13 protein-coding genes and 2 pseudogenes are annotated in these 24,947 nt (G+C 55.1%); 7 read left to right on the top strand and 8 right to left on the bottom strand.

Annotated features, from left to right (window positions below; genetic code table 11):
• Window positions 1–23 precede the first annotated feature (23 nt).
• From GOQ25_RS14290 to GOQ25_RS14270, 5 genes are all read right to left on the bottom strand, one after another.
• The gene (locus tag GOQ25_RS14290; RefSeq protein ID WP_160351152.1) at window positions 24–1,136 is read right to left on the bottom strand and encodes an ABC transporter ATP-binding protein; all 1,113 of its coding nucleotides are present in this window, start codon (window positions 1,134–1,136) and stop codon (window positions 24–26) included.
• Window positions 1,137–1,193: 57 nt separating this feature from the next.
• The gene (locus tag GOQ25_RS14285; RefSeq protein WP_160351151.1) at window positions 1,194–2,606 is read right to left on the bottom strand and encodes an aldehyde dehydrogenase family protein; all 1,413 of its coding nucleotides are present in this window, start codon (window positions 2,604–2,606) and stop codon (window positions 1,194–1,196) included.
• Window positions 2,607–2,614: 8 nt separating this feature from the next.
• On the bottom strand, window positions 2,615–3,949 hold the full coding sequence (locus GOQ25_RS14280) for an aspartate aminotransferase family protein (protein ID WP_160351150.1): 1,335 nt from the start codon (window positions 3,947–3,949) through the stop codon (window positions 2,615–2,617).
• Window positions 3,950–4,024: 75 nt separating this feature from the next.
• Window positions 4,025–5,008, bottom strand: a complete 984-nt coding sequence (locus tag GOQ25_RS14275) for a tripartite tricarboxylate transporter substrate binding protein (protein ID WP_160351149.1) — start codon at window positions 5,006–5,008, stop codon at window positions 4,025–4,027.
• 37 nt (window positions 5,009–5,045) lie between these two features.
• Window positions 5,046–6,446, bottom strand: a complete 1,401-nt coding sequence (locus GOQ25_RS14270) for an amidase family protein (RefSeq protein ID WP_160351148.1) — start codon at window positions 6,444–6,446, stop codon at window positions 5,046–5,048.
• A 382-nt stretch (window positions 6,447–6,828) separates the two neighbouring features.
• Between GOQ25_RS14270 and GOQ25_RS19790 the strand changes: the two are divergent.
• The 7 genes and pseudogenes from GOQ25_RS19790 to GOQ25_RS14240 all read left to right on the top strand — a co-directional run.
• Window positions 6,829–7,129: pseudogene (locus tag GOQ25_RS19790) on the top strand (transposase); the annotation flags it as partial.
• Window positions 7,129–7,338, top strand: a complete 210-nt coding sequence (locus GOQ25_RS19785) for an IS3 family transposase (RefSeq protein WP_370519957.1) — start codon at window positions 7,129–7,131, stop codon at window positions 7,336–7,338. The pseudogene GOQ25_RS19790 and the gene GOQ25_RS19785, both read left to right, overlap by 1 nt.
• Before the next feature lie 71 nt (window positions 7,339–7,409).
• Window positions 7,410–8,372: pseudogene (locus GOQ25_RS14260) on the top strand (IS110 family transposase); the annotation flags it as partial.
• A gap of 1,721 nt (window positions 8,373–10,093) precedes the next feature.
• Window positions 10,094–11,953 (top strand): anti-phage ZorAB system protein ZorA, encoded by a 1,860-nt coding sequence (zorA, locus tag GOQ25_RS14255; RefSeq protein ID WP_236844581.1) that lies wholly within the window; start codon window positions 10,094–10,096, stop codon window positions 11,951–11,953.
• Between the two features lie 2 nt (window positions 11,954–11,955).
• Entirely contained in the window at window positions 11,956–12,669 is a 714-nt protein-coding gene (locus tag GOQ25_RS14250) for an OmpA family protein (protein WP_160351146.1), read from the top strand.
• Window positions 12,666–14,411: an EH signature domain-containing protein gene (locus GOQ25_RS14245; RefSeq protein WP_160351145.1), complete on the top strand. Its 1,746-nt coding sequence runs from the start codon at window positions 12,666–12,668 to the stop codon at window positions 14,409–14,411. Before GOQ25_RS14250 ends, GOQ25_RS14245 begins: the two co-directional genes overlap by 4 nt.
• A gap of 8 nt (window positions 14,412–14,419) precedes the next feature.
• Window positions 14,420–18,160 (top strand): SNF2-related protein, encoded by a 3,741-nt coding sequence (locus tag GOQ25_RS14240; RefSeq protein ID WP_160351144.1) that lies wholly within the window; start codon window positions 14,420–14,422, stop codon window positions 18,158–18,160.
• Window positions 18,161–18,255: 95 nt separating this feature from the next.
• On the opposite strand, the gene GOQ25_RS14235 is transcribed toward GOQ25_RS14240, so the two are convergent.
• From GOQ25_RS14235 to GOQ25_RS14225, 3 genes are all read right to left on the bottom strand, one after another.
• Entirely contained in the window at window positions 18,256–18,492 is a 237-nt protein-coding gene (locus GOQ25_RS14235) for a hypothetical protein (RefSeq protein WP_160351143.1), read from the bottom strand.
• 218 nt (window positions 18,493–18,710) lie between these two features.
• Window positions 18,711–20,504, bottom strand: a complete 1,794-nt coding sequence (locus GOQ25_RS14230) for an alpha/beta hydrolase (RefSeq protein ID WP_160351142.1) — start codon at window positions 20,502–20,504, stop codon at window positions 18,711–18,713.
• Window positions 20,505–20,626: 122 nt separating this feature from the next.
• Window positions 20,627–24,940 (bottom strand): caspase family protein, encoded by a 4,314-nt coding sequence (locus tag GOQ25_RS14225; RefSeq protein WP_160351141.1) that lies wholly within the window; start codon window positions 24,938–24,940, stop codon window positions 20,627–20,629.
• Window positions 24,941–24,947: the final 7 nt, after the last annotated feature.

The following is a 24,947-nucleotide window of genomic DNA, read 5'->3' as shown; positions in this document are numbered from 1 at the left end:
CCCTTGTGATTTGAAGCGGTGCGTCAGGAAACCCGCGGTGCGGGATAAGCGAAACAGTCTTCCGATTTCCAACCTACTATGACGTCATCACCCACGCTCAGAGTGCCCAGACGTGACGCGTCGTCTATCTTGCAAAGCAGTGTTCCCCCATCCGGGAGCTTAAACATCACTCGCTGGTGATCACCGTGATACATGTATTGGTCCAGTCGAACCTGGAGCATGGTGTCGCACGTTCCAGGCTGCGGCACTAACGTAATTTTCTCCGGTCGCACGGACACCAGGCTTTGCGTGCCTGACGGCAGCGTGCCCTGGTTCTGTGCGCGCAGGACCGCGCCCCAGCCACTACGATGCACCGAGTGACCCGCAACCCCTTCGAGCACGGTGGCGTCGATCAAGTTATTCTCGCCGATAAAACCGGCCACGAAGGGACTCGCCGGCCTCTCATAAATATCGGCGGGTGTTGCCAGCTGCTGAATTCGCCCCTCGTCAAACACCGCGATGCGGTCGGACATTGTTAGGGCTTCGGATTGGTCATGCGTCACATAGATGATGGTGACACCGAGCTCCGAATGGATCCGCTTTATTTCATACTGCAGCTTCTCACGCAGGTATTTGTCCAGCGCGCCCAAAGGCTCATCCATTAGGACGAGCACAGGATCGAATATGAGCGCGCGTGCAAGTGCTACGCGTTGTTGTTGCCCTCCTGACAATTGCGCAGGCCTGCGCTCGGCAAAGTTCCTGAGCCGCACCATATCAAGGGCCTTGTCGACTTTCTGACCTATGTCACTACGAGAATAATTCCGCACCGTGAGTGGAAATGCCAGGTTTTCCGTCACAGTCATATGGGGAAATAAGGCATAGTTCTGAAACACGACGCCAATGTTGCGTTTGTGTGGTGCGGTGTGGGTGACAGGCTTTCCAGCGATCAAGATATCGCCCGAGGAAGGAGCCTCAAAGCCGGCAAGCATCATTAGGGAGGTAGTTTTGCCGGAACCAGAAGGCCCAAGAAACGTAAGGAATTCATTTTTTTTGACCGCCAAGTCCAGTTCTCTGACCGAATAGCTTCGGCCATCATAGGTTTTGGACACGGCGCGAAATTCAACGTGATCGGCGTCGCGCTCTGCCTCGAGCTGCATGGCTGCTCCTTGTGCGGAAAGCGCAATGGGGGTCGATTGCGCTCACAGGGTTCACGATCAATATGCGATCGTCACGAGTCGTTCTTCCATCATCTCCCGGATGGCATAACGAGGACCTTCACGCCCGAACCCGCTGTCTTTGACGCCGCCAAATGGCATCACATCTACCCGCGAACTGGACGTCTCATTGATATGAACGCCACCGAACTGAAGGTTCTCGCCGGCCTTCAAAGCCACGGACACGTCACGTGTGAACAGGCCTGCGGCCAGACCATAGGGCGTCTCATTAGCCCGTTCGTACGCTTGCTCTAACGTATCGAAAGGAATGGCCACGATAAGAGGCGCGAACACTTCTTCGCATACCACGCGTACATCGGGAGGGGCATCCACCAAGATAGTCGGTGCAAATACTGCACGCTCGCGCGTGCCTCCGACGATCACCCGTGCGCCCTTTTTAACCGCCTCGTCCACCCATTGCTCCGCGCGTTCAGCCTGTTGCACCGTGATCATCGGCCCGACAATGGTATTTGGGTCGCGCGGGTCACCATACGGAATCCTGCGTGTGGCTTCGGCTAGCTTGTCGAGAAAGACCTCATAAATCTCCCGTTGGATCAGCACCCGTTGCACCGAGGTGCATACCTGTCCGGCTTTGCGGAAACCCGCCGCAACGATCTTGCTCGCCGCCAGAGACTGATCAGCATCCGCCAGGACGATAGTGCTCGCGATGCTACCTAATTCAAGCTGGGTTTTACGTAGCCCGGCGGCCTTTTGTATCTCGCGGCCCACTCGCGTGCTACCCGTGAAGGTATAAAAGTGAATGCGGTTATCATCCAGCAGCGCACGCCCGATTGTTGCACCCGGCCCGTGCAGCAGCGTGATGCATTCGGGCGGCAACCCGGCTTCGATAAGGATCTCGCACAGTGCCACAGCACTCAGTGGCGTCAGCTCAGAGGGCTTCAGCACGACCACATTCCCCCCGGCCAGCGCGGGTGCGATCTTGTGCGCCACGACATTCAGCGGCGAGTTATACGGCGTGATCGCGCAGACGACGCCCATGGGAACCAAAATGGTGTATCCCATGCGGTTTTTCAGACCGGGAGTGGCCTGCATCGGCACTAATTCGCCAACCAGCCGCCGCGCTTCTTCGGCCGACAATTGCAGGGTTTGCACGCAACGACGCACCTCGTTCTCGCCATCGCCGCGAGGAAAGCCCGTCTCGGCCACCAATGTGTCCAGGAGACTTTCCTTTCTGGCCTGCAGCAATTCACTCGCGCGCATCAGGATGCGGTAACGTTCATCGGGTGACAGTTTTATGGATTTAGCCGCCAGTGCCGCAGCACCGACGGCCTCGTCCACCTGGCGAGCTGAAGCGACGCCCATTTCGCCGTAAGGCTCACCTCTAAAACAATCCGTTAGAACTTCAGAATGATCTCCGGCCACCCATTGGCCGCCAATTAATAGCTTAGACATTACGCACCTCAAATGCGACCGACTGCCGCGAACGTTTCGTCAAATACGCGCAGCGCATAGTCCACCTGGTCCGACGTGATAACTAGCGGCGGAGTAATACGTAGCGTAGACCCGTAAGTGCCCGTCGTGGAGATGAGCACTTTGCGCTCGCGCAAAGCAGCGTGTATCGCCTTCACGAGATCGGGATACGGTTCGCGCGTGTCTCGGTTTTTCACTAATTCAACGCCTAGCATCAAACCGATGCCGCGCACGTCGCCAATCACCTCATACTTCTCTGCCAAACGTTTCAACCCATCCAGGAAACGCTCGCCGCAAATGCGTGCGTTTTCCGCTAATTTTTCCTCTTTAAGAATGTCGAGCACAGCATGTCCGGCCGCCATCCCAATCTGATTATTGGAACCAAAAGTAGTGAAGTGATCGCCCTCTTCGAATGCAGTGCCCAACGTCTCGGTCGCCATAAATCCACCTATAGGCACACCGCCGCCGATGGCTTTGGCAAATGTGACGATGTCGGGTTGCAGGTCCCAATGCTGATAGCCAAACGTCTTTCCCGTACGCCCCCAGCCGGCAAAGACTTCGTCGATAATGAGCGTGATGTTATGTTTGCCGCAGATTTCCTGCACCCGCGGCCAATACTGTTTCGGAGGTGTAAGGACCCCTCCCACGCACAGGATCGACTCGGAAATCAGTACGGCGGGCGCCGACTGCATGCGGACCTTAATCGCATCCTCTATCGAGTCTGCACACTTCAGACCACAGCCGCCATCGTTATTCTTATTTTCGGAAGAATACGGGCATCGGTAACAATATGGAGCACTGACGTGCACGACGCCCGGCAACGCGGCATAAGGCCCGAAGCCTTTCTTGCGTGCGGCGTTACCAGTCAAACTCAATGCCAAAGAAGTGCGTCCATGGAAACTATGCTCCATCGCGATCACACCATAGCCCTTCTTACCTGCATTGCTTGCATGCTTGAAAGCCAGCTTTATCGCACCGTCATTGGACTCTGCGCCACTATTGGTGAAGAACACCCGAGACAATCGTCCGTCGCTTTCCCGGGTAATGCGCGCCGCGAGTTCTGACGTGACACGGCTGTGATTGCGGCCGGGCCCCTGCAGCAGGCGGCCCGCTTGATCCTGAATCGCTTTTACAACTTTGGGGTGACAATGCCCCACCGAGTTGACTCCAGGCCCCGCTTCCAGATCAAGGTAGACATTTCCGCCCTCATCGACCACATCGCAGCCCGCCCCGCTCACAATGACCGGTTCCGCTAAGTTAGATCCGGGAATCAAATGTGTATCCAACGCAGAAGTTGACGCCTCGTCTGATATTTTATGTGCCATATAGCCTACTCATAGTGAGAAATTATGGATGGAGTATCTGCTGCCCTTAGGCAGCGACCCCGTCAGAACAACTGATCAATTAATGACAAGCTGGGCTTTCTCGACAGCATTTCCCCAGCGCTCCAAGTCGTGTTCATATCGCTCTCGTGCCTGCTCGACGGTATGAGCTTCGAATAGCTCGACACCACCGGCCATGGACTTGCCGGCCAGCTCGGCATTGCCGAGTATCGGCATGATTGCGGCGTTCAACTTGTTTACGATGGCTTTCGGCGTCCCAGCAGGCACGGCGAAGAGTGTCCACGTGCCTGCTTCAAATCCAGGATATGTCTGCGCGATCGTTGGAGCCGCGGGCGTTTCACCATAGGGTTCGGCGCCGCCGGTTGCCAGGACGCGCAGCTTGCCATCGCGAATCAGCGGCAGCAACGGCGCCGGACTGTCGAACATGACCTGCACGCGCCCGCCGATTAGATCGGTCAGCGCCAAGCCCGAACCCTTGTAGGGCACGTGCATAAAGTGAGTGTCGGTCTGGCTCTTGAACAACTCCATGGCCAAATGGTTAGTGGCCCCATTGCCGGTGGACGCATAATTGAGCGTGTTCTTGGGGTCCTTTCCAGCCTTGACCAGGTCGCTCAGAGTCTTATACGGGGAATCGGCAGCCACCACCAACAGTAACGGGGCACGCCCCACTAGCGCTACGGGCTGAAAATCCTTAGTCGGCTTCGACTTCATGTCCTTGTAGATATGAGGGCCGATCGCAAAGGGTCCGGTGGAGGTAAACAAAATCACCTCTCCCTCTTTGCCCGAGCGCGCGACCGAGTCGATAGCAAGCGTGCCACCAGCGCCGGGACGGTTTTCCACCACAAAGGGTTGGCCCAACGTTTTTTCGAGTTCACCGGCAATCAGCCGCGCGCTGATGTCGGTCGAATTCCCGGGAGGAAAGCCCACCACAATACGAATAGGCTTAGTTGGCCACGAAGTCTCGCCGTCTGCTGCGATGACGGTGCCCCCGAGGCACGCCATCGCGAACGCTGCAACCCAACGTCTTAGAGCTTGATGCATACTTTCCCCTTGTTGATAGATCTGACATTCAATGCCGCTACACAAATTCGGGCGTGACCACTCGCGGTTTAAAGCCGTCGGCTTCGATATCGGCAGCGGCCTTGAGGCACAGATCTTCCCGGAACCGTCCGGCGAGCACCTGCACTCCAACCGGAACGCATTCCTCGACTCCAGTAGCCACGGTGACCCCTGGCAGGCCGACAAATGCGGTGCCGATCAACGGAATCTGAGCTTCCCATACGCGCCGATATGACGGCTCGTCTTTCGCGTCGAGCTCGTCGGGAAATGGAAGTTCGCTCGACACTGGCATTAATAGAACCGGATATCGATCGAAGAACAGCTGCCATTCGCGCAACATCGACAGACGCCGCGTCAAGGCTTCCGAGAATCTCGCCACGTCCATGTTGGCGACGAGCTCCCGCTGCCCCCTAAGGGTGGCCAGGGCACCGGGGTCCTCTTCCTTCAACGCCTTGGCCATGCGGCTGTCGAACCCATCACCCATCCATAGATAGATGTGTTCCACCGAGGCTTCGCGCAGTGGTGGCACATTCTCGACCTGAGTGACTTGCCAGCCGCGTTCTCGCAAACGCCGTGCGGCGTCTTCCAGCGCCCGCACGATGCGCGGGTGGGTATTCAACCCTGCCGGATGGGTGCACAAGGCCGCGTGTCGCGGGACCTGCGGTCCCTCGAAAGGGGCGGGCACCCAAGTCGGATCGCGCACATCCCCTTGCGCCATTACGCCTAGCGCCAGCCGTAAATCGGCGACGCTGCGCGCGATGGGGCCAGAGACCGACATAAACTGCTGACCAATTCCTCTGGCGGGCGCTGTCGCGTTGAAATAGCTTATTCGCCCAGGCGTGGGCCGCAAACCGTGCACACCACACGCATAGGCGGGGTACCGCACCGAGCCCGCGATGTCAGTGCCATGGGCAATGGCGCCCAGCCCGGCCGCCACCGCAGCACTCGCGCCGCCCGACGATCCGCCAGGCGTCAACGCGATATTGTGAGGATTTCGCGTGGTCCCATACAAGCGGTTGCTTGTGAACCAGCGAAGCGAAAACGCCGGCGTGTTCGTGCGCCCTATAGACACGCCTCCGGCAGCTTTGAGATGAAAGACTAAAGGATTGTCCTGAGCGGCTATCTGTTTCTGCTGCAGTCGCACGCCATTAGTGGTTGCCCATCCTGCTTCGTCTGCCACCACTTTAATAGTCAAGGGGACGCCCGCCAACACTCCCGGTTCAGCGCCCGCGGCAAGTGCCTCATCCACTGCGCGCGCGGCATCAATCGTCCGCTCCGCGCTTGATTCGACAATCGCGTTCAACGACGGGTTAACCGCCTCAACTCGGTGTAGAACGTCGATTGCGACCTCCTCAGCGCTGAACTGTCCGGAGCGTACGCCCGCCGCAATTTGAGTGGCATCAAGTTCCCAGATATTCATACAGCCCTTTCATTCAACGACCTGCCGACTTAAGATTTCGACGCGTCTTTGGAAACGCTCATTACCCTAAAGGAGAACTCATATTACATATGGCTTTGCGCTCGTTTGAAGCCGTCAATGACGAAGCGTGGTTATCAAAAGGAGAAGCCGCACTGTAAACGGGCGAACATCCTTATCCTCCCCTTCTTAGTCCGGCTTGTGAAATATGATGACGCACTGATTCATGGCGGTGCCTCGTAGGATGCTGCCGCTCGACATGGTTGCCGAATGGACCGGACCCTAATCGCCACTGACAAGGACTTACGGGCATTTCTGACTGGAATGAACTGCTCCCCGTGATTAGTGCGAAATCGATGTAGAGTCCGCTCATAAAGGAACGGCAATGAAGAAGCGATTCACGGAAGAACAGATCATCGGCGTGCTGAAGGAGGCCGAGGCAGGGGCCAAGGTCGCGGACCTATGCCCCAAGCACGGTATCTCGGAAGCGACTTACTACAACTTGGAAGCCGAAAGTCGGCGGAATGACCGTCTCGGACGCGCAGCAACTGAAGGAGCTGGAGCAAGAGAACAACAAGCTCACGAAGCTATTGGCCGAGTCGATGCTGCACCAAGCTGCGCTTCGGGAGCTTTTAGCCCGAAAGTAGCGAGCCCGCAGTCCAAGCGGGGAGCGGTCAGGACGTTAATGGCCGAGCGCGGTATGGGTGTTACCCGGGCCTGCGGGCTGGTAGGCATCTCTCGGTCGCTGTTGGCTTATGAAAGTAAGGGTGCGGGCGATGATGTCGCGTTGACTGAGCGCCTGAAGGCGATAGCAGCGCTCAAACGACGCTACGGCTATCGGCGCATCCATGTTCTGCTGCGCCGTGAAGGCTGGCAAACAAATCACATGCGGTAATTTAAGGGTTCTTGCCACCTACAGGGGAAGACCATGAATACCTACGTTGGCCTTGATGTAGCGCAGAAAAAACTGCTGTATGTATCGTCGATGACGAAGGGAGGACGGTTTGTCATGGTCCGATTGAGACCCGGCCGGAAGAGATTAAAAATTTCTTAGAGGCCAAGGGTTGCGGTCATGCCAAGATTGGCATGGAGACTGGCCCCCTATCGTTGTGGCTTTACCATTCCTTACGGCAATATAAGCTCGACGTCGAATGCATTCATGTCCGCCACGTTCACGCTGCACTCACTGTACAACTGAACAAGACTGACCAAAATGACGCGCGAGGCATAGCGAATTTGGCTCGATCAGGCGGGTATCAGCCTACCTACGTAAAAAGCCTCGAATGCCATAATGAACGATTAATGATTTCTGCGCGAGAGAGACTCGTCCGTGTAAGGGTCTCGATCAATAATCAGATTCGCGGCTTACTGAAAACATTCGGTGTGGTCCTTTCACCTGGTAGAAGTGAAGTGTTCCGATGTGAGGTGTTTGCAGCTGATCCTCCGGTTGAGGCAGTGAAATCTGTGATCCTCATGCTCCTGGAGACGTGGCGACACGAGAGTCGACAAATCAAGGAATGCAGCAAGATGTTGGAGAGACGAGCTGTGCGGGATCCGGTTTGCAAGGTGTTGATGTCAATTCCTGGAGTCGGAATGTTGACCGCACTGTCATTCAAGACACCCATTGGCGATCCGTCCCGATTTCGGCGCATTTCTGATGTTGGCGCATACCTAGGCTTGACGCCGAGGAAGTACCAATCCGGAGATGTTGATAGAAATGGAGCAATCTCCAAGCAGGGCAATCGTCATACGCGCTCACTGCTGTACGAGGCTGCATCAAGCTTGCTATCCCGCTATGGAACTGAAACTGGTTTAGCGCGTTGGGCAAGCATGCTACGTCAGAAGAAGGGATATAAGAATGCGGTTGTAGCGCTGGCTCGCAAGCTATCAACCGTTATGCTGAGCATGTGTAAGTCTGGGGCGTTGTGAAAAGACGCCGCTCTCCAGGTGAAACGTTAACTGAGGTGTTGTGGTCATAGATCCGGACAGAACTGAGTTCGTCGCCTTGCTCGAATCCGAGACGCGCTTTGCTACCTCTCTGATCGAATAGCGTGAATCACATGGGATCGAGTGCGACGTCTGGCTGCATGTTGTAGCGCGTATTTAGCGTGACTACGAAGATGACAAAGAGCACGGTGGATCGGTGTGTTGACCAATTAGACGACAAGCGCGTCCGGCGGCTTTATCGCCCGGCAAGCTTGAGCGTTCGTAAGCGTCGCCGCAAGCGCATCGCGCCCGCAGAACGGGTAGTTCGTCCCGTGGCGACTGCGCCGAATCAGAGCTGGTCGATGGACTTCGTGGCCGACGCCCTGGCCTGTGGCCGCAGGTTCCGGTGCTTGAACATTGTCGATGATTACATGGATATTCAACGCCCGCAGTTCGCTCAGGCTCATCAGCAACAACAGTTTTTAACCCTGGACTCTACGTCGGCACGGTACTAAATCTGGGGGCAGGTCAGGAACGCTTGCAACTTCTTGACTGATGGGTGAAGCTCGGATAGTAACTGTCCAAGTAGCAGTCACCAGTCCAGCAGGGAGAGGATTCTCACCTTATGAGCGCAACTGAGCCGATCTTGCCTCCCGGGGTGCTGTAAGTCGTTGTTTTCAAAGGGTGCGAATTCTCACCTTATGGAGACGTCTACAGGTTATGTAGAGACACCCATAAGGTGAGAATCCGAGGGCCATAAGTTGAGACACTTATGGCTCTTTATCATTTGATAGCTTGGGTTAATGGGTGCCGAAGTACGATCAAATTCAAAGAATAAGTAATTGATTGAAGCAATCGTCTTCTCCCTTCACACTCAACGACTTATGAGATTCTTGTACGTTATATTTCTTGGTCAATTTTTCCCCAAGCCGTCAGGGTACGCCGAAGGCCCTCAGGAACTCACTTCACAACTACAACACCGGTTTGCCCTAAAAACAGGCAAAAAACGCTGTTTTATACAAGTAGTCGTGAAGTGAATTTCGCAAAGTACAAGTAGTCGTGAAGTGGGCAGTCGCAACGAAACCGCCGGGCTGATGTGCTTCGGCCAAGCCAGAAATTGTGTTTTTGGGAGAGGAAGGCGAGAAATGAATTCCGCCCAGGAGAGATTGACGTTTACGGGTACCTGGCCGCCGTTTTAAATGGCCAAAATCCCATCCCTTGCCTTCAAGCTGAAATACCCTCTCTGGAGAGGGTTGGTCGCCAACCGCCTAAGAGGTTGCGCTCTACTGTATAGCAACACCCCTTCCCTCAAGGGATGCATCCTCACAAATCTCCCCCGCTGTCCAGATAAATGGTGCCTCGTTTGATGGCCTAGACCTCACTGCGTTTGTAACCCCATGAAAACCGTTGTATCGTGAGGATTCATTCGACACCGCCTAGACTGGGGCAGTTTCATCTAAATTTAGATATTTCCTATTGATTATAAAAACACAATAGGAAAATCAAACCTTTGCATAGAATAATTGTCGAACATGGACAACATGACTGAAGACCTATTGGCCAACTTGGACCAGGTCGGGGGCTGGGCAATTGAAGGCCTACGGCTATTCGCAGCCTATATGCCTCACGTTTTAGGTGCTTTAACCCTTCTCTCCATTCTCTTCTTCTTTCGAGGCCTATGGTACCGGGCTCGCCTAGGTAGCGTACTGAGGAAGTTGCGGAGGATGAACGCCAAAGCTAACCGTGAGGCAATACAGAACATCTTCCCCACCAAACGTCTTCGTCATCTATGGCAGGAATACAATCAAACCCTTCATGCTCAATATGAAGAGCAAGATGGCCAACTCCAGGTAGGGGTCATACGCTCCACCATTCCCGCCGAGATGTACTTTAACGACCAATACGTCGTTGACAGTCACTTAAGAACCGAGTTTTTTAAGCACTTACCGGGCATATTTACGGGACTTGGTATTGTTGCCACCTTCGGGGGCATCATTGACGGTTTGAAGCAATTCCAGGTTAGCGAAGACACCTCTGTAGTTCGGAATAGTCTTGAAATTCTCATGCAGTCGGTTGGGCACGCTTTCCTCGTTTCAGCGAGCGCAATTGCGCTAGCGATGCTTTTTACCCTTCTGGAAAAGCTCCTTCTAGCGTCTCTTTATAGAAAAACCGAAGACATCTCCCAAACTATCGACGCACACTTCAAGTCGGGTGCTGGCGAAGAATATCTATCCAGATTAGTTGATGCCTCTGAAGCTTCTGCTAGTCAAGCAAAGATTCTGAAAGACTCCTTGGTGAGCGACCTGAAGCAGGTACTTCAAGAGCTCACTCAGTCCCAGATTGAAGCCGGGATGGCCCTCCATACCCAGCAGCTTGCAGCGGCAAAGGAAGGCAACAAAACCTTGGGAGAGGTGATTGCCTCCAGCATTGACCAAAGCCTGAAAACGCCTTTGGATGAAATTGCCTCATCAGTAAAAAGCGCTTCTGGAGACCAGAGCAAAGCCGCCGTTGATATGCTTAACGATGTCATGGTTCACTTCAGTCAACGGCTGAACGACCTTTTTGGCGGACAAATTAGCGGCATCAACGAACTTAATAAGGAAACGGCGCAAAGCATGCAAGACGCCGTGACCGCGCTCAACACCCTTCTTGGAAAGGTCGAAGATAGTGGAAAGCGCGCCACTGAAGAAATGGCTTTAAAAATGGCCTCGTCGATTCAAGCGATGGAGGAAAGGCAAGCCAGCATCAATGCACAGACCCAAGACTTTGTCGACCAGATTCGCAAGCTGGTTGAGAACTCCCAATCAGAAACGCAACAAAAGCTTCAAGGCACCCTGGATTCTGTCGGGCAACAGATGGCAACCATCTTGGAGTCTCTCAATACGTCCCAAGCCCAAGTCTTCGCCCAGAATCAGGCTCGTGAGCAAGCGATGGCGGACCGTGCAACCAACGCTGTAAGCCAAATGTCGGGCAGCGTTGAAGCGGCCATCCAAGAAATCAGCGCAGCATCGAAAGCAATGACCCAAAGTGTCTCAGCGCTGTCCTCTGCAACAAGTGCGTCGGTGGAGAAGATGAACGCAGGCGCTGAACGCCTCGGGGCGGCGGCTTCGTCATTCTCTACCGCAGGCGAGCGTGTCTCCGAAGTCATGACCCAAACCACAGCGATTGGAAATAAGTTGGCGGAAGTTTCTAGCTCGCTCTCTACGAGTTCAACCTCGCTGCATGAGGCGCTTGGCGACTACAGAACACAACGAGAAGCACTTGCGCATGTGTTAGCTGAGGTGAGAGAAATGATTGGGCTCGCAGGAAAGGAAGCCAGCATCACAGCGGATGCACTACAACGCATTGAGGTTTCGACGACTAAGCTGGGTATGGCACAAAAAGCAGCGGACGAGTACTTAGACGGGGTCAGCCTGGTTCTGGAACAATCTTCGGACTCTTTCAGGGACGCCGTTGTAAACACGCTATCAAAGGTTAACTACGAATTCCATGAAAAACTGAGTTCTGCCGTTGGGCTGCTTGCGACAGCTGTTCAAGAACTCGAAGGCAGCCTTGGTACGATTGCTGCTCCCGATAGGCGATAAGCATGTTCGGGGCAAAAATCATCGTTAAGCGCGGGGGTCGCGAAGAAGCAGAAAAACCCTTCTGGATTTCATTCGCTGACCTAATGAGCGCTCTGGTGGTGCTGTTCTTAGTGGTAATGGGCGTTGCTCTACTGTCGGTTACGCAAACCGTCACGGATATACAGACCGAAGAAGAGATACACAACAACAATATTCAAGCAATACTCGACCGTTTTGAATCTGCCGCAGCATCCTACGAGGGTATCACCATCCACAGGGACCGCCATGCCATCGACTTCGGACAACGGGCACAATTCGCTTTCGGAACATGGCGACTCAACGCCCAGCAAGAGTCTGTGCTTCGACAGTTTGTCCCAGAAATTCTCGCAATCGCTAATGATGAGCTGGGAAAAAACATTCTAAAACGGGTTGTCATAGAGGGCTATACCGATAAAACAGGCTCCTATCTCACTAACCTGAACCTCAGTCTGCAGCGAAGTCAAAAGGTACTGTGCTCCATGTTTGCGACCTCTGGGCCAAACTTGCTTGATGATTCTCAGAAAGCAGATGTGCGGAACTTGTTTTTTGTTGGGGGCTACTCTTTCAACGCCGCGAAAGAAAGCGACGAAGAAAGCCGGCGCGTCGAAATGCGTCTTGAGTTTAGGGGATTGAAGGAGGAGCCCCGCGCTACGCCAATAAATATCGATGACAACTTTGGGGACTGTGCTCTGCGATGAATAGCGCTCTTCAGCATCTAGCCGACAAGCTCTCTCAAAGTTTTGACCTCTCTGCCAATCTGACGATGAGAGAGAGTAGCCTTGATAGACACTTGGCTGCGCTACAGCAGCATGTAAAGGTCGGCTCAAGTCCATACGAGCCAGAAGACCTTCAAGCAAAAGCTGTACGACGTTTTTGGGAAACGACTCGGCTTGACACGCTCAAAGAAGCCAGACTCGTATCCTTCGGCATGTGCTTACCCAGCCATCCGAACGGTCCCTGTCTTCTGGAGGATTCCAAGCGATTTGATGCAGCGCTTAGCAGCGACACCGGCGTTGACCAATGGGTCAAAAAGCCTCAATGGTTCCGCCGCTGTTACCAGGGCTTAGTCCGCAGCTACTTCAGCTATGACGACCGTAAGGGGAAAGTGGCGCCAGATGAGGGCCGCAAAAACTGGAAGAAACTGCGTGAGTATCTGCACGATAGGTCTTCAAATATCATCGACCCGGAACGAATCAACCCCGACTGGGCCATCACGGCCGTTGAAAATAAAGGCTTATTTTCAGAAAACCCCTGTTTGCCCTATGCCAAGACGGCGCTATCGGGGGACATGTCCTCCATTAACCGTATCCGAGAGCAGTTGGGAATTACAGACGACTCCTGGTTCACCAATGAGCTCGTACTCTCCCAAGTCCGTCACGCGGTTGCTTTGCCGTATGAGGAATTTAAGGCGCAAGCCCCCAATCTACTGACGATGCTGGCGAGTCTAGCTCGACACGGAACCAAGGTGCGCAATCGAGGCTTATCGCTCATCCTTGACGCCTATGCCCAGGGCAGCACCCCTGCCATCTTCGAGCAACTGCGAGACGTATCCGTAGACTGGTGGGGAAATCCATGGCTTCCTTCTACCGCGGCCCAGTGGGGCGGTGTATCGCCGCAAGCCAGAGAAATGGTTTCGGAATGGCTTCGAGGCGAATTCATTGAGACATTCTTCACCAAACTTGCCCAGGATGGCATCGGCGACCGTAGGCGCGCTAACTTCTGGCTGCGCTACGTAAAGTCCATGACGAATGTGCAATTTGCCCTTGGACCTCGCGCTCTGAATTCGCCCAGTCGAGACTTCGCAGTGTTGTTGGAAAAAATGAAGGGCTTGTACACAGAGTTAAAAGACTCGGGCAGTGCGAACAACGCATTCATTATGACGCTGGGAAATCTAGTCGCTGTCGAGTTTAGTGCCACGGGAAACGCCCTTTATGGGTATCAGAAAGGAGCCCTGCCATTTGTCTTTGACTCATCTGAGCCGTTGCGCCTTTCTGGTAGAGCGGTTAACACGCTAAAAGACAGAAACCAAAGTGTTATTTGGCTGCTGCACAAAGACAATATCCACGGATGGAACAGATGGGAGGATATGTACGAAGCGACCCTCAGAGAAAGCTTCGGCATTCTTCCAGATGATGCTCTACCGCGCGCGCCTCGCGCGACTTCGCCCACCCGGGCAGCCTCCGATACTTCCCGTTCGGAACCTAATTCAGGCATCTCCTCACCCACAGAACCTTCGCCAAATTCGCTCATCTCCAAATATGGCAGTTTTGCCGGATACAAACTCAAGGCCCTATCGAAGTACAGAGGGTTCGATATCGCAGACCTTCGGACCAAGGGCGGCAATATTTGGGCGTATACGCAAAGCAATGACCCTGAATTAATCCAGCTCTTTCAATCTTGGGGGTTCCAGTACAAGGCCGGAAAAGGCTGGTGGAAGTAAGGTAAACCATGGTATTCAAGCTCTTTAAGAAAAAGAATTCCTCCTCGATAGCTTGGCAGCGCACCCTCTCTGCAAACGGCGTCGTCGTCCATCAATCCCAGGGTGCAATGCGCTTGGATTCTGCGCTACTTGCCGGCTACCTGGCGCAACTCGTTGATGATGGCCTTGCCCTAGAATCAGAGCAGGAGGTGACGATTCCTTGGGATGCTATCTTTACGGCGCTTCAACGCCCGGACTATGAAGACTTAATCAGCGTATTAGCGCTCCCTTCTCTGACCACCATGCGGCCGGTCCTGCAAAGTCGCAACGCCCTCACGGACGAGAATTTTTCCATTCTGCTAGCGGGCTGGCAGGACCAAAGCGGGCGCACCGTCGATAGCAAGCTGGTTGGCCCGCTTTTGTCGCGCCCAGGGACGGATGAGCTCGTGCGCCCCGAGCATTGGCCGCTCCTCAAGGAGGTTTTCGCCTTCTCTAAGCGCCCGCCTGAGGCTCGCCACGACCTAGAGCACCGACAAGCCTGGGGGAGAATTCGAGCGCTCGCGCTCGAAGCCAATGCGCGCCTGGATGACTTTCTTCGCCGCACGGTGGTGCTCACTCCTGAGCGATTGGATATCGGTCTTCGAAAAATCGCCATCGCAGAGGACCAGGTCATTGAAATCACCCCATCCTTCGAAGGGGCACCCGAAGGATGGCTCGAACGCTTTGATGCGCTGCGGAGCATTCCTGACCGCTACGATATTCCAACACCTGACGGCATCGTCCAGGTTCTGATTGTCCCTCAAGTCAAAACCGTTCTTCAAGAGGTCAAGCGGTTACCGTATCGACGTATCGCAGGGTCGCGAGCCCAAGCCTTTTCGTTGAACCCCTTTGCCACCCTTGGGGAGGACGCTAAGGCGGTCATTGACGAAGAACAATTTGAGCAAGCCAGAGAAGCGGCAGGCATTCAATTTGACCGGTTCACCCCCGTCATCGAGCGAGACGCGGGTGGCTACCCCCGGAAAATTAGCCTATTAATTGAATCGGCGAACGCCTCCGGACTGAGTTTCTCAGAAAGCATCGAGCTCGATGACACCGAACTTGCTGAGTTTATTGCTCGGCTGGAAACCGCATTTAATAAGAATTTTCAATTGCTCGGCTGGCGAGGCTTCGACCTAGAGCTGCTTGGCGAAACGCCGGACTATCTTGCTGAATTAAAAGCAGCTTTGGCGCAACGCCAACAGGACAATGCTCTTGTTAGGTACGAACAGGTACATGACCTGAGTGCTTACTCCTCTCGTATCGAAGGTATTGGGTTCGAAGAGCCCTACTACTCCCCCTTCATCGCCAAGAAAGACAGTGGCGATTGGGTTCCCGAGAACGTCCAGGTTCTCATTGCCTCGAACGCTAAGGGGCCACAGGGCGCTTTGGAGGGGATTCCTGTTACCAAGGAAGTCCTTGAAACACTTCGTGAGGCTGTGGCGCAAGCTCAAGCTGAAGGGAGGCCTTCCGTTAAAGTTGGTGGGCTTTCCAACGATATTCCTCTCGAACAGGCTCAGGATATCGTCGACTCCATTGACAGCGCGCTAAGGGATGTCCAGCAAGGTAAAGACCCGACGACCCGGGAAAAGGCCACAGCCCCGAAAGCACCGCCTCGTAAAACACTCATTCTTCGCCCTAACATCGAAACCGTTGACTACGAAGAAAGCCGGCGAGAAGCCCTGCTCGCCCTGCCTTCGGCGGCAGATATCCCAAACGCTCTCAACCCGGAATTTTCGTTACTGCCGCACCAGGAGCAAGGGCTGGCATGGCTTCAACATCTGCATAAGTCGCGAGTCGAGCGTGAAGTAAGAGGAGCTATCCTGGCCGATGACATGGGGCTCGGGAAAACGTTCCAGCTGCTATCGCTGATGGCGTGGCTAGTGGAACGCGACCCAAGCGTCGCTCCTATGCTCGTTGTGGCTCCCGTATCGCTACTGGAAAACTGGGCAGAAGAAGCCGGAAAGTTCATTCGTCCTGGAGTCTTGCCCCTTCTGACCGCCTACGGTGATGCGCTGGCCGGTCTGCGCGTACCGCGAGCAGACATTGAAGAGCGACTCAAAACAGAAGATGGGCTTGTTCGGTTTCTCAAACCAGGCTGGATTGGTTCTGCCAAAGTGGTCTTGACCACCTATGAAACCCTCCGTGATTTAGAGTTTTCATTTGCTGCAGAACATTGGTCCGTGATGGTCTGTGATGAAGCGCAACGCATCAAGAATCCCGCTGCCATGGTGACGCGGGCTGCAAAAAAGCAGAATGTGGACTTCAAAATTGCTTGTACCGGTACGCCCGTCGAAAATAGCTTGGTCGATTTGTGGTGTCTTTTTGACTTTGTGCAACCTGGGCTGCTCGGCGCGCTCAATGACTTCGGTACCCGCTACAGCAAGCCCATCGAAGCCAAGACTGACGAAGAACGGGCTCGCGTTGAAGAGCTTAGGCTCCGAATTAAGCCGCAAATCCTACGCCGAACGAAAGCCGAAGTCGCAAAAGACCTCCCTCAAAAAATAATCGTCGAGGCGTGTCGTCACCTGGCGCTGTCTTCTGAGCAACGCAAGCTCTACGCCTCAGCCATCGAAAGCTTTAAAGCAAGGAAGGACCCTGGCGCCATCTCCCCCTTCAAGAACATGTTGGGGCTGTTGCACTACCTGAGGCTAATCTGCACGGACCCTCGTCGTTACGGATTAACCGCGCCGAACCCAGAACCTTTGAAGCAATACCGAGAAAAATCTCCAAAACTGGATTGGCTGCTCGAGCAGCTGAAAGTCATTCAGAAAAAAGACGAAAAAGTCATCATTTTCTGCGAATTTCGTAATATCCAGCGGTTGCTGAGGCATTACATCGAAGAACAGTTCAACATTTCTCCGCCCATAATAAACGGTGACACGAGCGCGACCGCCGGTCATGCGGATAGCCGCCAGCGTCAGATTAAGAAATTTCAGGAGGCGGCCGGATTTGGGGCCATCATTCTGTCGCCTGTCGCCGTAGGCTTTGGCGTGAACATACAAGCAGCGAATCACGTTATCCACTACACCCGCACGTGGAACCCCGCTAAGGAGGACCAAGCAACGGACCGAGCCTACCGCATTGGGCAAAAGAAAGACGTCTATGTCTACTACCCAGTCGTTAAGGCAGATGACTTTGCAACGTTCGACGTCAAACTGGATCAACTCCTGGCACGCAAACGCGAACTCGCGGGCGACATGCTCAATGGCTCGGGAGACGTTCGACCGGGTGACTTCAACGTGGAGGACGTAGTCCCGCCCAAGGACAGGGACTCCTTCAACGAGCGCATCACCCTAAGCCACGCGCTCAGCATGGAACCACGTCACTTCGAAGGGCTCGTAGCCATTCTTTGGGGAAAGCAAGGATATAAGTGCTATTGCACGCCTCAATCCAGAGACCAAGGAGTAGATGTCGTAGCCACACGCTCCGGAGAAGGGATACTAATCCAAGCTAAAACATCGAGTACAGACGGTAAGAGGCTGGGATGGGATGCAGTCAAAGAAGTCGTTGCTGGTGCCGCCTTCTATCAACGGAAGCACCAGAATGTTGACTTCCAAAAGGTCTGCATCACCAACCAATTCTTCAACAGCCAAGCGCAAGAACAAGCCGCGTTCAACGAGGTTCTTCTTATAGACCAAACTGATTTAGCCGATTTGCTTCTACAGCACCCTGCGTCGATGCTTGAACTTGACCAATTCCTTTATACCGAGTGGGGTTCATCATCGCCTTAGGTTTAAGCATGACAATCACCTTCATAAAACTCATGCCGGCCGACATTTAGATTTACAACTAAGGTAATGACGCTCGACTATCTTCTTGATAGTGCTCATTCAGAACGCTCCTGAGCGAAAGCCTGATACACCATCTTTGCTAGCATTCCCTGCATGGCGGCAAAAACCCGCTCGTCCTTAAGCAACTGGTCCGCAATGGAGTTGTGCGCCTCCTGCCCATCCAAAATGATGTCCGTAAGGCGGTCTTTGAAGTCACCCATGCGGAACTGTTCTTCCGTATTATTGGCTGCCTGCTCCGCCAAGGTAATCCCCCCATTTTTAACGGCACGCATAAGTAGCAACGCTATGCGGCCATGGCCAACCGCTGTGTGCAGGTTATGCTGCCCAGAGCCATACTCGGGCGTTCGTCAATGGCTCGGACGCCGGCTAAACAGCCGCTTACGCGGCTTGATGCGCAGATTCAACTCGAGTTCGCGGTAGTTTCGAGACACCCGCTTATCGGTTCAGTTAAAGCCCCGGACATCGCTTGACATGACGGACAGCCCCAATCCTATCGACGAGGCCCTGCTGACTCGATCAATTGCTCGAGGGCTTGCGTGATTTGTTGCCACTCTTGTTGCGCTTGGGTCACGCTGCTCGCCTGTGCATCAAGCGCCATTTGCTTTGCGTAATCCAGTGCTTGTGGTCCACGCGCATGCCAAAGCGACATCGCCGAGAGCCAAACCGAGCCATTGCAGCGTGCTGGATCAAACTGCCAGTGTTCGCCTCGATTTGAGGCTCGAGGTACCAGTCCACAACGACTCTCGGGACCTTGAGCCACTGTAAACAGACTCAGAAGATCAGAAAGCGCCGAAGCATCATTCGCAAAATAGGAATGACCCAGGACATCATCTCCAAGCGCTGTCATATCGACGGTATCGATTGCGTTCATCACGAGAATATCGTCGCCCGCCTGCCCCGCTCTGGGCCGGCTGCCGTGCAGTTTGCGTGACACCGAAAGCGCCAGATCCTGATCTGATGCGTACAGGGTCAGGCGGTTAGCAATGGGCCTGATGGTTTGCACCATTTCCGAAAACAGTCCTGCATCCACATCTGGTGCCGTGAAAATGATCTGATCAAAGGCGGGTTTTGATTCCTGGGCATGACGTACAGCGTACAGCTCCAGGGCATCCGTCAAAGCGCGGTTGCCCATGGAATGGGCGACTAGATGTATGCGTTTGGCGCCCGACTTTTGCACGATCTCCTCAAGAAAACGCAACAGGTTCCGCCCGCTGTGCCGCACGACGGCCGTGTCGGCAATGTAATCCAGTGTGCTGGCGCGTGACGGCCACGAATAAAGTATTGGCAGTCCGGGGAAATTCAGATCGTAGGCAATCTGCGCGGTACGTCGGGCTGCGTCGGCGAATGATACGTTGTACCCGTGCACAAAAACGAAAGCCTGATCGGAGCCTTGCTGCTCGAGCGTGCGACGCATTTCTTGCAATGCCTCTTGACCGTCGAGCACGGTCATGCTCATGAGCACCATGTGACGCTCGGGGCTTTCGTGGACTTCGAAAGACATTAACGAGGGGCGCTCCACGGCACCCGGTTTGTGCGTGCGGGGCACACTGACATCGACCGTCCCCCAGTTGAACTGGCCCCGTTCTCCACCAAAGTAGGAATCGGGTTTACGCGACCCCGTCACATTTCTATCAGTCCCAAAAAACACTTTCACTCGCGCGAAATTATTGGGATTAACCTCACCGTAATCGACGTTAATGTGGTCAATAGCAGGCACGGGTACGGTGGGGACGTTGGCCTGACGACCGCGTCCCCGCGACAGAGGCTGATAGGCCGCGACAGCTTCAGAGTCACCGATCTCGGTTGCCAGGGCCAACAGGCGTTGACGTGCGGGCACGAGCGCAGGATGAGCGGCCCCCAGATTGGCCTGGTCAACAGCAAATGCGGCACGCCCTTGTTCAAAAGCCTGGCGGGTCAAACCGGCCCGTTCATAGGCCTTCGATGCGGCTTCGTACCATTGAGAAAGTTCGGGAACGCGCTCGCCTTTCCACCGGGCCAGCACTGCAGCACCTTGCTCCCACGTCTGGGCCGCATCTGACCATCGCTCTGCTACCTCGTAGACCATGGCAAGACGCTGCAACAGGTCGAGCCGCACTTCGGTGTCTTGTTGCGGGGTGGTTGCCAGCGCGCTGGTTATTCTGGCGATCGCCTGATCAAAATCCTTCTGGGCAACCGCAGTCTCGACATCACCGACGAGCAACAGATCCGGCGCAGCCTGCGCATTTGTCAACGCCAGACCACAACACAGCAACAGCGCTGCCACGATTGAACGTTTGATTCTCATCGTTGACCCTAAAGTTCATCCTCAAAGGTACACACCCTGCGCGTTCGCCGGCCAGCAAAGTGTCACACCGGCCACAGCAACAGAGCCCGTACTATAAATCCACAACACCTCTTCATGTAACACTATTGACGCAGCTGAGTTGACAGCCTCGTCTGCCCGACGTCAGATACTGGCATGAGTTTCCAGGACAGGAGCTGGCCCTGTCCATCGAGCGCGGCAAGACGCTCCCCATCTGGCGCAAACGCCCAAGGCAGCGTCGTCAGAACATTACCCCGATAAGCCCAGTCGATATCAAGGGCGTTTTGCAAATCGACCATGCGAATACTGGCACCATCGAGCATGGCAAGTCTCGGTGTTGCGGCGATCTGCATGGCGAGCAAAGCCGGATTCAGATAAGACTCGAGTTCCCCGGATTTCGCTTGTGACGACGATATCAAGGCATTATTCTTGCCCAGAGGGCGATCAAACAGCCAGGCCTTTTTCTCAAGATCCCATACACCCAGCAGGCGTTTCGAGTTTGAATCAGCAGGCCCGACTTGATATGTCCGGCTGAAGTAGCGCCCATTGGTCCCCAGAGCCACCTTTGCCATGACGTCAAACTGAGCCTGTTCGCCGTGCGGTGTGGAAAGCTTCCAGCGATTTAGTATCTGTCCGGAGGCAACGTTCAACTCCACGACCTCTCCATACTCATCGACCAGGCGCACCTGCGATTGCGCTAAACCTGCAATCGCATCGACAAATCCCTGAAGTTTTATGTCCTCGCGGCGCCACTGCCGGGGATCAGAGCTCGGAATTACCAGTAGTCCGCGTTCGGGAAAGCCCCCCTCAATGACAAACCATTGCCCGTCGCCGGTAAAAGCCGCCGTCAATTCGGGGCGAGATAGTGTGGGTGCTATCCCGATCTCGTCAAACGGGGCGACAGAAAACCTCTCAAAGTCGATCCAGTGGCGCTTCCTGTCCGAAGAAACCAGCCCCGAGGTGACGGCGTAACGCGCCTCGGGCCCGATCACGACCGAGTCGACCCGCGACAAGGAAAGGGGTAATACTTGCCGCTGCCCATTCTGAAGATCCAGGCGAATGATGGACTGGCCATCCGCAATCACGAGAAAACGTCCTGTCGGATCGTACGCCAGGGCGCTGCCGAACCCGTCGCGAACCCGTACATCGGCAATCGCGTCGACCCCTGGGCTGGGATCACTGGCCTGAGCAAGAACGATGGGCATTTCGTGATTAACTGCTCGCGCTGTGGGCAACTGACGTCCTTGCGTCAACTCGGCGACGCGGTTGGCGACATACTGGCGCAACTCGTCCACATGAATACGCCGATCCAGATCCGTATCAGCGGCACGCGACCCCAACCCTTCCAGGACGGCTGCCGTAAACACGCCGTTGGACCACTGGGGCGACTCCAGAGCAAATTCTTCTGCACCCGCCGCGGCAATGATGTGAGCACCACTACCCATCTGCAGATCAACAAAAACATCTTCCAGTAAAGGTCGGCGAAGATCGGGCGCACTTGGCGGGACTGTGCTGACACGCCGCAGCCCACGCGCACTTACCTGATGCGGTGACGACTGACTCGCCACCAGGACTAGCGGCTGCGGTTCGAGTCCGACTTTAGCCTCATCATTCTGGCCGGCGTGGCAGCTGTCGAGCATTAACAGGCGCGCTCGGGCCGGTGTCGCATCGAGCAGACCTTCTATCTGCGCGAAACTCAAGCCCTTGCGTTCGGGATCGGAAAAATCCATATCCGTAGGCGCAAAGTAATACTGCCCGCTAGCGGACAACAAACCATGGCCCGCGAAATATAGAATCACCCGATCGGTCGGGCGAGCCTGCGCTAAAAACCTGCTTGCTTGTAAAACATTGTCCTGAGTTGCCGCAGCGTCAATCAACAGATGTGTTTTAAGGGTATGCCCAAGTGTTTTCTCGAAGAAGTCGGCGACGTCCCGGATATCTTTGGCCGCATAACGCAGGTCGTACTGCGACTGCAGATAGGTTGAGACCCCAACGCCCAAAAGATAAGTCGTCGGTGTCTGATCGGGCTGGGATAGATGCACGAAAGCCGCCAGTGGCGAGGAGCTTACCGATGTGGAGGTCTCCAAGGTCACTGTGACGCGGTTGTCCCCCGGCACCAGGGTCACGGGAACCTCGACGTTTCCAGCGCTGACCTGCAAGCCCTCGCGTGGCGTCACAGAGACACCCGACAACGCGACATGCAGACGACCATCCTGTGGGACTTTTATCGACAGTGTGTAAGCCGGACTCTGTGTTTGCAGCGAAGGCTGCCGGGCCCAGGCGAGGGGTTCTCCCTCTACGTTGACAGTACCCTGCAGCGCCAGGCGACGCACCCGCTGCTCATGGAGCTTAGACATGGCATCCAGATAGGCGGCAGAGGCATACCCGAGTCTGGCCAGAACCTGATCCGGACGGTTGCGCTCCAGATCGAATCCTGAGAACTCTTGCAGCCCAGTTGCATCCACGCGCGTCAGCGCACTTACGGCAGTGCGTGACGCCGCGTACAGACCATCTGGTGCGATCAATGCGCTGCCGTGCTCTCCGATACGGTAAGCGCTGACAATCCAGTCGCCGGTGGCGCGATCGTAAATACGCAGCGCTGAGTCCGGCATCATTGCATAAATGCGCTTGTCTCTCTGCCTGATCGCAACCGGTGCCACACCATTCGTCTCAAGCGTCTGCCGTACCTTGCGCGTCTGCAGGTCAATGACAACAATGCCTTGGTCCGTCCCCAGCACCAGATCATTGCCTAACCGATCATGACTCTCTATCCAACCGTCAAACACACTTTGCCCGGTCGCATCGAGCACACCGTCACGCCTGACAAACCAAAGCGAATCTGCATCCGTGAAGGTCACATCGAGCAACATGCTTAACCAGGCGGCAGGGCCGGAACCCGCACCTAGAGTAGGAGACTGAGGGTTGGCGCGCTGCCTTTGCAGTTGCTGTCCGTCGGGAAGACTGTAAATGAACAAGGCACCTTCAGTGTCGGTGGCGAACAAAAGCGCCGGCGTCGATGCGTCACTCGACCCGGATCCACCCGCAGGGCTTCTTGCACGCAACCAGTTCACAGGCGAACTTAATCCTTGTACAACGGTCTGCACTTTGCCGTTAGCGCAGCGCACGATTCTGTCGGTCAGTCCAAGCCACAACTCCCCTTCCTCGGAAAGCCAGCGATAGCTCACAGACGGATCGTGAGCCGGTTCGCACCACGATGGCCAGCGTTGCCCGATCCATGCCAGCCACTGGTCATAGGGCAGCGGCGTTTGCTGCCCGGTTGCGAGATCCCATCGATACAGGCCTTGTCCGAGATACCGTCTGGCGGGCGCACGGTCTCGCCAGGCCATCAGGTCAGGGTCTGTGAGGGCCGGTGAGACTGCGATGATCACCTCTCCCTTGGCTTCATCGATCTCTGCAAGCTCATACTGCCTCGGATTGACCGGCAACTCGCCGATCACCGCACCGGTTTCCGCATCAAAAATCCTGCGCGCAGCAAGTACCGCGCCGTCTTTGAGCACCGCAAACTTTGGCGATGCATCGTAGCGACAGGCCGCGCTAGACGGGCTTAATCCGTTTTCCTCGGACCAGATGTGCCAGCAACCATTTTCATCGAGACCCAGCAGACGTCCATCCTCGAGAAACTGCCACTGGCGTATGTTGTCGGGAAGGATCGTGCGTTTCCCCGACCGCACAGAGAACAAAGACGACGGCGCTGAACGGGTGCGGCCAGACATCACAAGCAGCGATTTTTGATCGGGTGAGAATCGCAACTGACCCGGCTCGAACGGAGGGGTATCGGGCACCTCCCACAGGGTGTCGAGCTTGGGAAGTGCCAGCATGCGTAACCCATCGTGGCCAAACACAGCAAGGAACTGACCCTGATCATCGAGTGCAAGCCGTGCCCCTGCCCCTCGAGGTATCGCCTTAAGTCGGTTCTCCTGTTCAGACGCGGTATCAAGCAAAGCCGCCTCTGACCAAGAGCTCATGGCAATCCAGTGGCTATTGCTGCTTGCGGCCAGATCTACCAGCCCTTCTTGACCGAAGAGGATTGCACGCGGTTGCTCAAACACAGGCTGACCGGAGACCCGGTTCCAGATTGCGAATTTTTGAGCTGAGACCACCAGTATGCTGGATCGCCCCGCAACCCATTGCAGTTCCTGCACCCCATTGGGTTCGTCTCGCACCGCACCAATCTGACCCAGGCGCTGACGTCGCGACAGATCCCAGAAACTGACGTTTCCGCTGGCGTCACCCATGGCCACAGTCACTGCATCGGCAGCGACTGCCATCGCACTTGCACCGCCTAACCCTCCTGACTGCTCAGCTGTCTGGACCACGATGTCGCTTGCTTTGACTGGCAAACTGACCCATAGACCCATCAAGATACAGACCATGCTGAACAACTTGGCGACCATCATTGCTCAG

The sequence above is a fragment of the Bordetella sp. 15P40C-2 genome (assembly GCF_009763235.1).
GTDB lineage: Bacteria > Pseudomonadota > Gammaproteobacteria > Burkholderiales > Burkholderiaceae_B > Bordetella_A.
Note: the sequence above shows the minus strand (reverse complement) of the source record. Positions and strands in the feature narration are given on the sequence as shown.

Bases quoted from the DNA above. Each gene is read 5' to 3' on its own strand.
- GOQ25_RS14290 (WP_160351152.1), bottom strand. From the start codon at position 1,136: ATGCAGCTCGAGGCAGAGCGCGACGCCGATCACGTTGAATTTCGCGCC.
- GOQ25_RS14285 (WP_160351151.1), bottom strand. From the start codon at position 2,606: ATGTCTAAGCTATTAATTGGCGGCCAATGGGTGGCCGGAGATCATTCT.
- GOQ25_RS14280 (WP_160351150.1), bottom strand. From the start codon at position 3,949: ATGGCACATAAAATATCAGACGAGGCGTCAACTTCTGCGTTGGATACA.
- GOQ25_RS14275 (WP_160351149.1), bottom strand. From the start codon at position 5,008: ATGCATCAAGCTCTAAGACGTTGGGTTGCAGCGTTCGCGATGGCGTGC.
- GOQ25_RS14270 (WP_160351148.1), bottom strand. From the start codon at position 6,446: ATGAATATCTGGGAACTTGATGCCACTCAAATTGCGGCGGGCGTACGC.
- GOQ25_RS19785 (WP_370519957.1), top strand. From the start codon at position 7,129: ATGGCCGAGCGCGGTATGGGTGTTACCCGGGCCTGCGGGCTGGTAGGC.
- zorA (WP_236844581.1), top strand. From the start codon at position 10,094: ATGAACGCCAAAGCTAACCGTGAGGCAATACAGAACATCTTCCCCACC.
- GOQ25_RS14250 (WP_160351146.1), top strand. From the start codon at position 11,956: ATGTTCGGGGCAAAAATCATCGTTAAGCGCGGGGGTCGCGAAGAAGCA.
- GOQ25_RS14245 (WP_160351145.1), top strand. From the start codon at position 12,666: ATGAATAGCGCTCTTCAGCATCTAGCCGACAAGCTCTCTCAAAGTTTT.
- GOQ25_RS14240 (WP_160351144.1), top strand. From the start codon at position 14,420: ATGGTATTCAAGCTCTTTAAGAAAAAGAATTCCTCCTCGATAGCTTGG.
- GOQ25_RS14235 (WP_160351143.1), bottom strand. From the start codon at position 18,492: ATGCGTGCCGTTAAAAATGGGGGGATTACCTTGGCGGAGCAGGCAGCC.
- GOQ25_RS14230 (WP_160351142.1), bottom strand. From the start codon at position 20,504: ATGAGAATCAAACGTTCAATCGTGGCAGCGCTGTTGCTGTGTTGTGGT.
- GOQ25_RS14225 (WP_160351141.1), bottom strand. From the start codon at position 24,940: ATGATGGTCGCCAAGTTGTTCAGCATGGTCTGTATCTTGATGGGTCTA.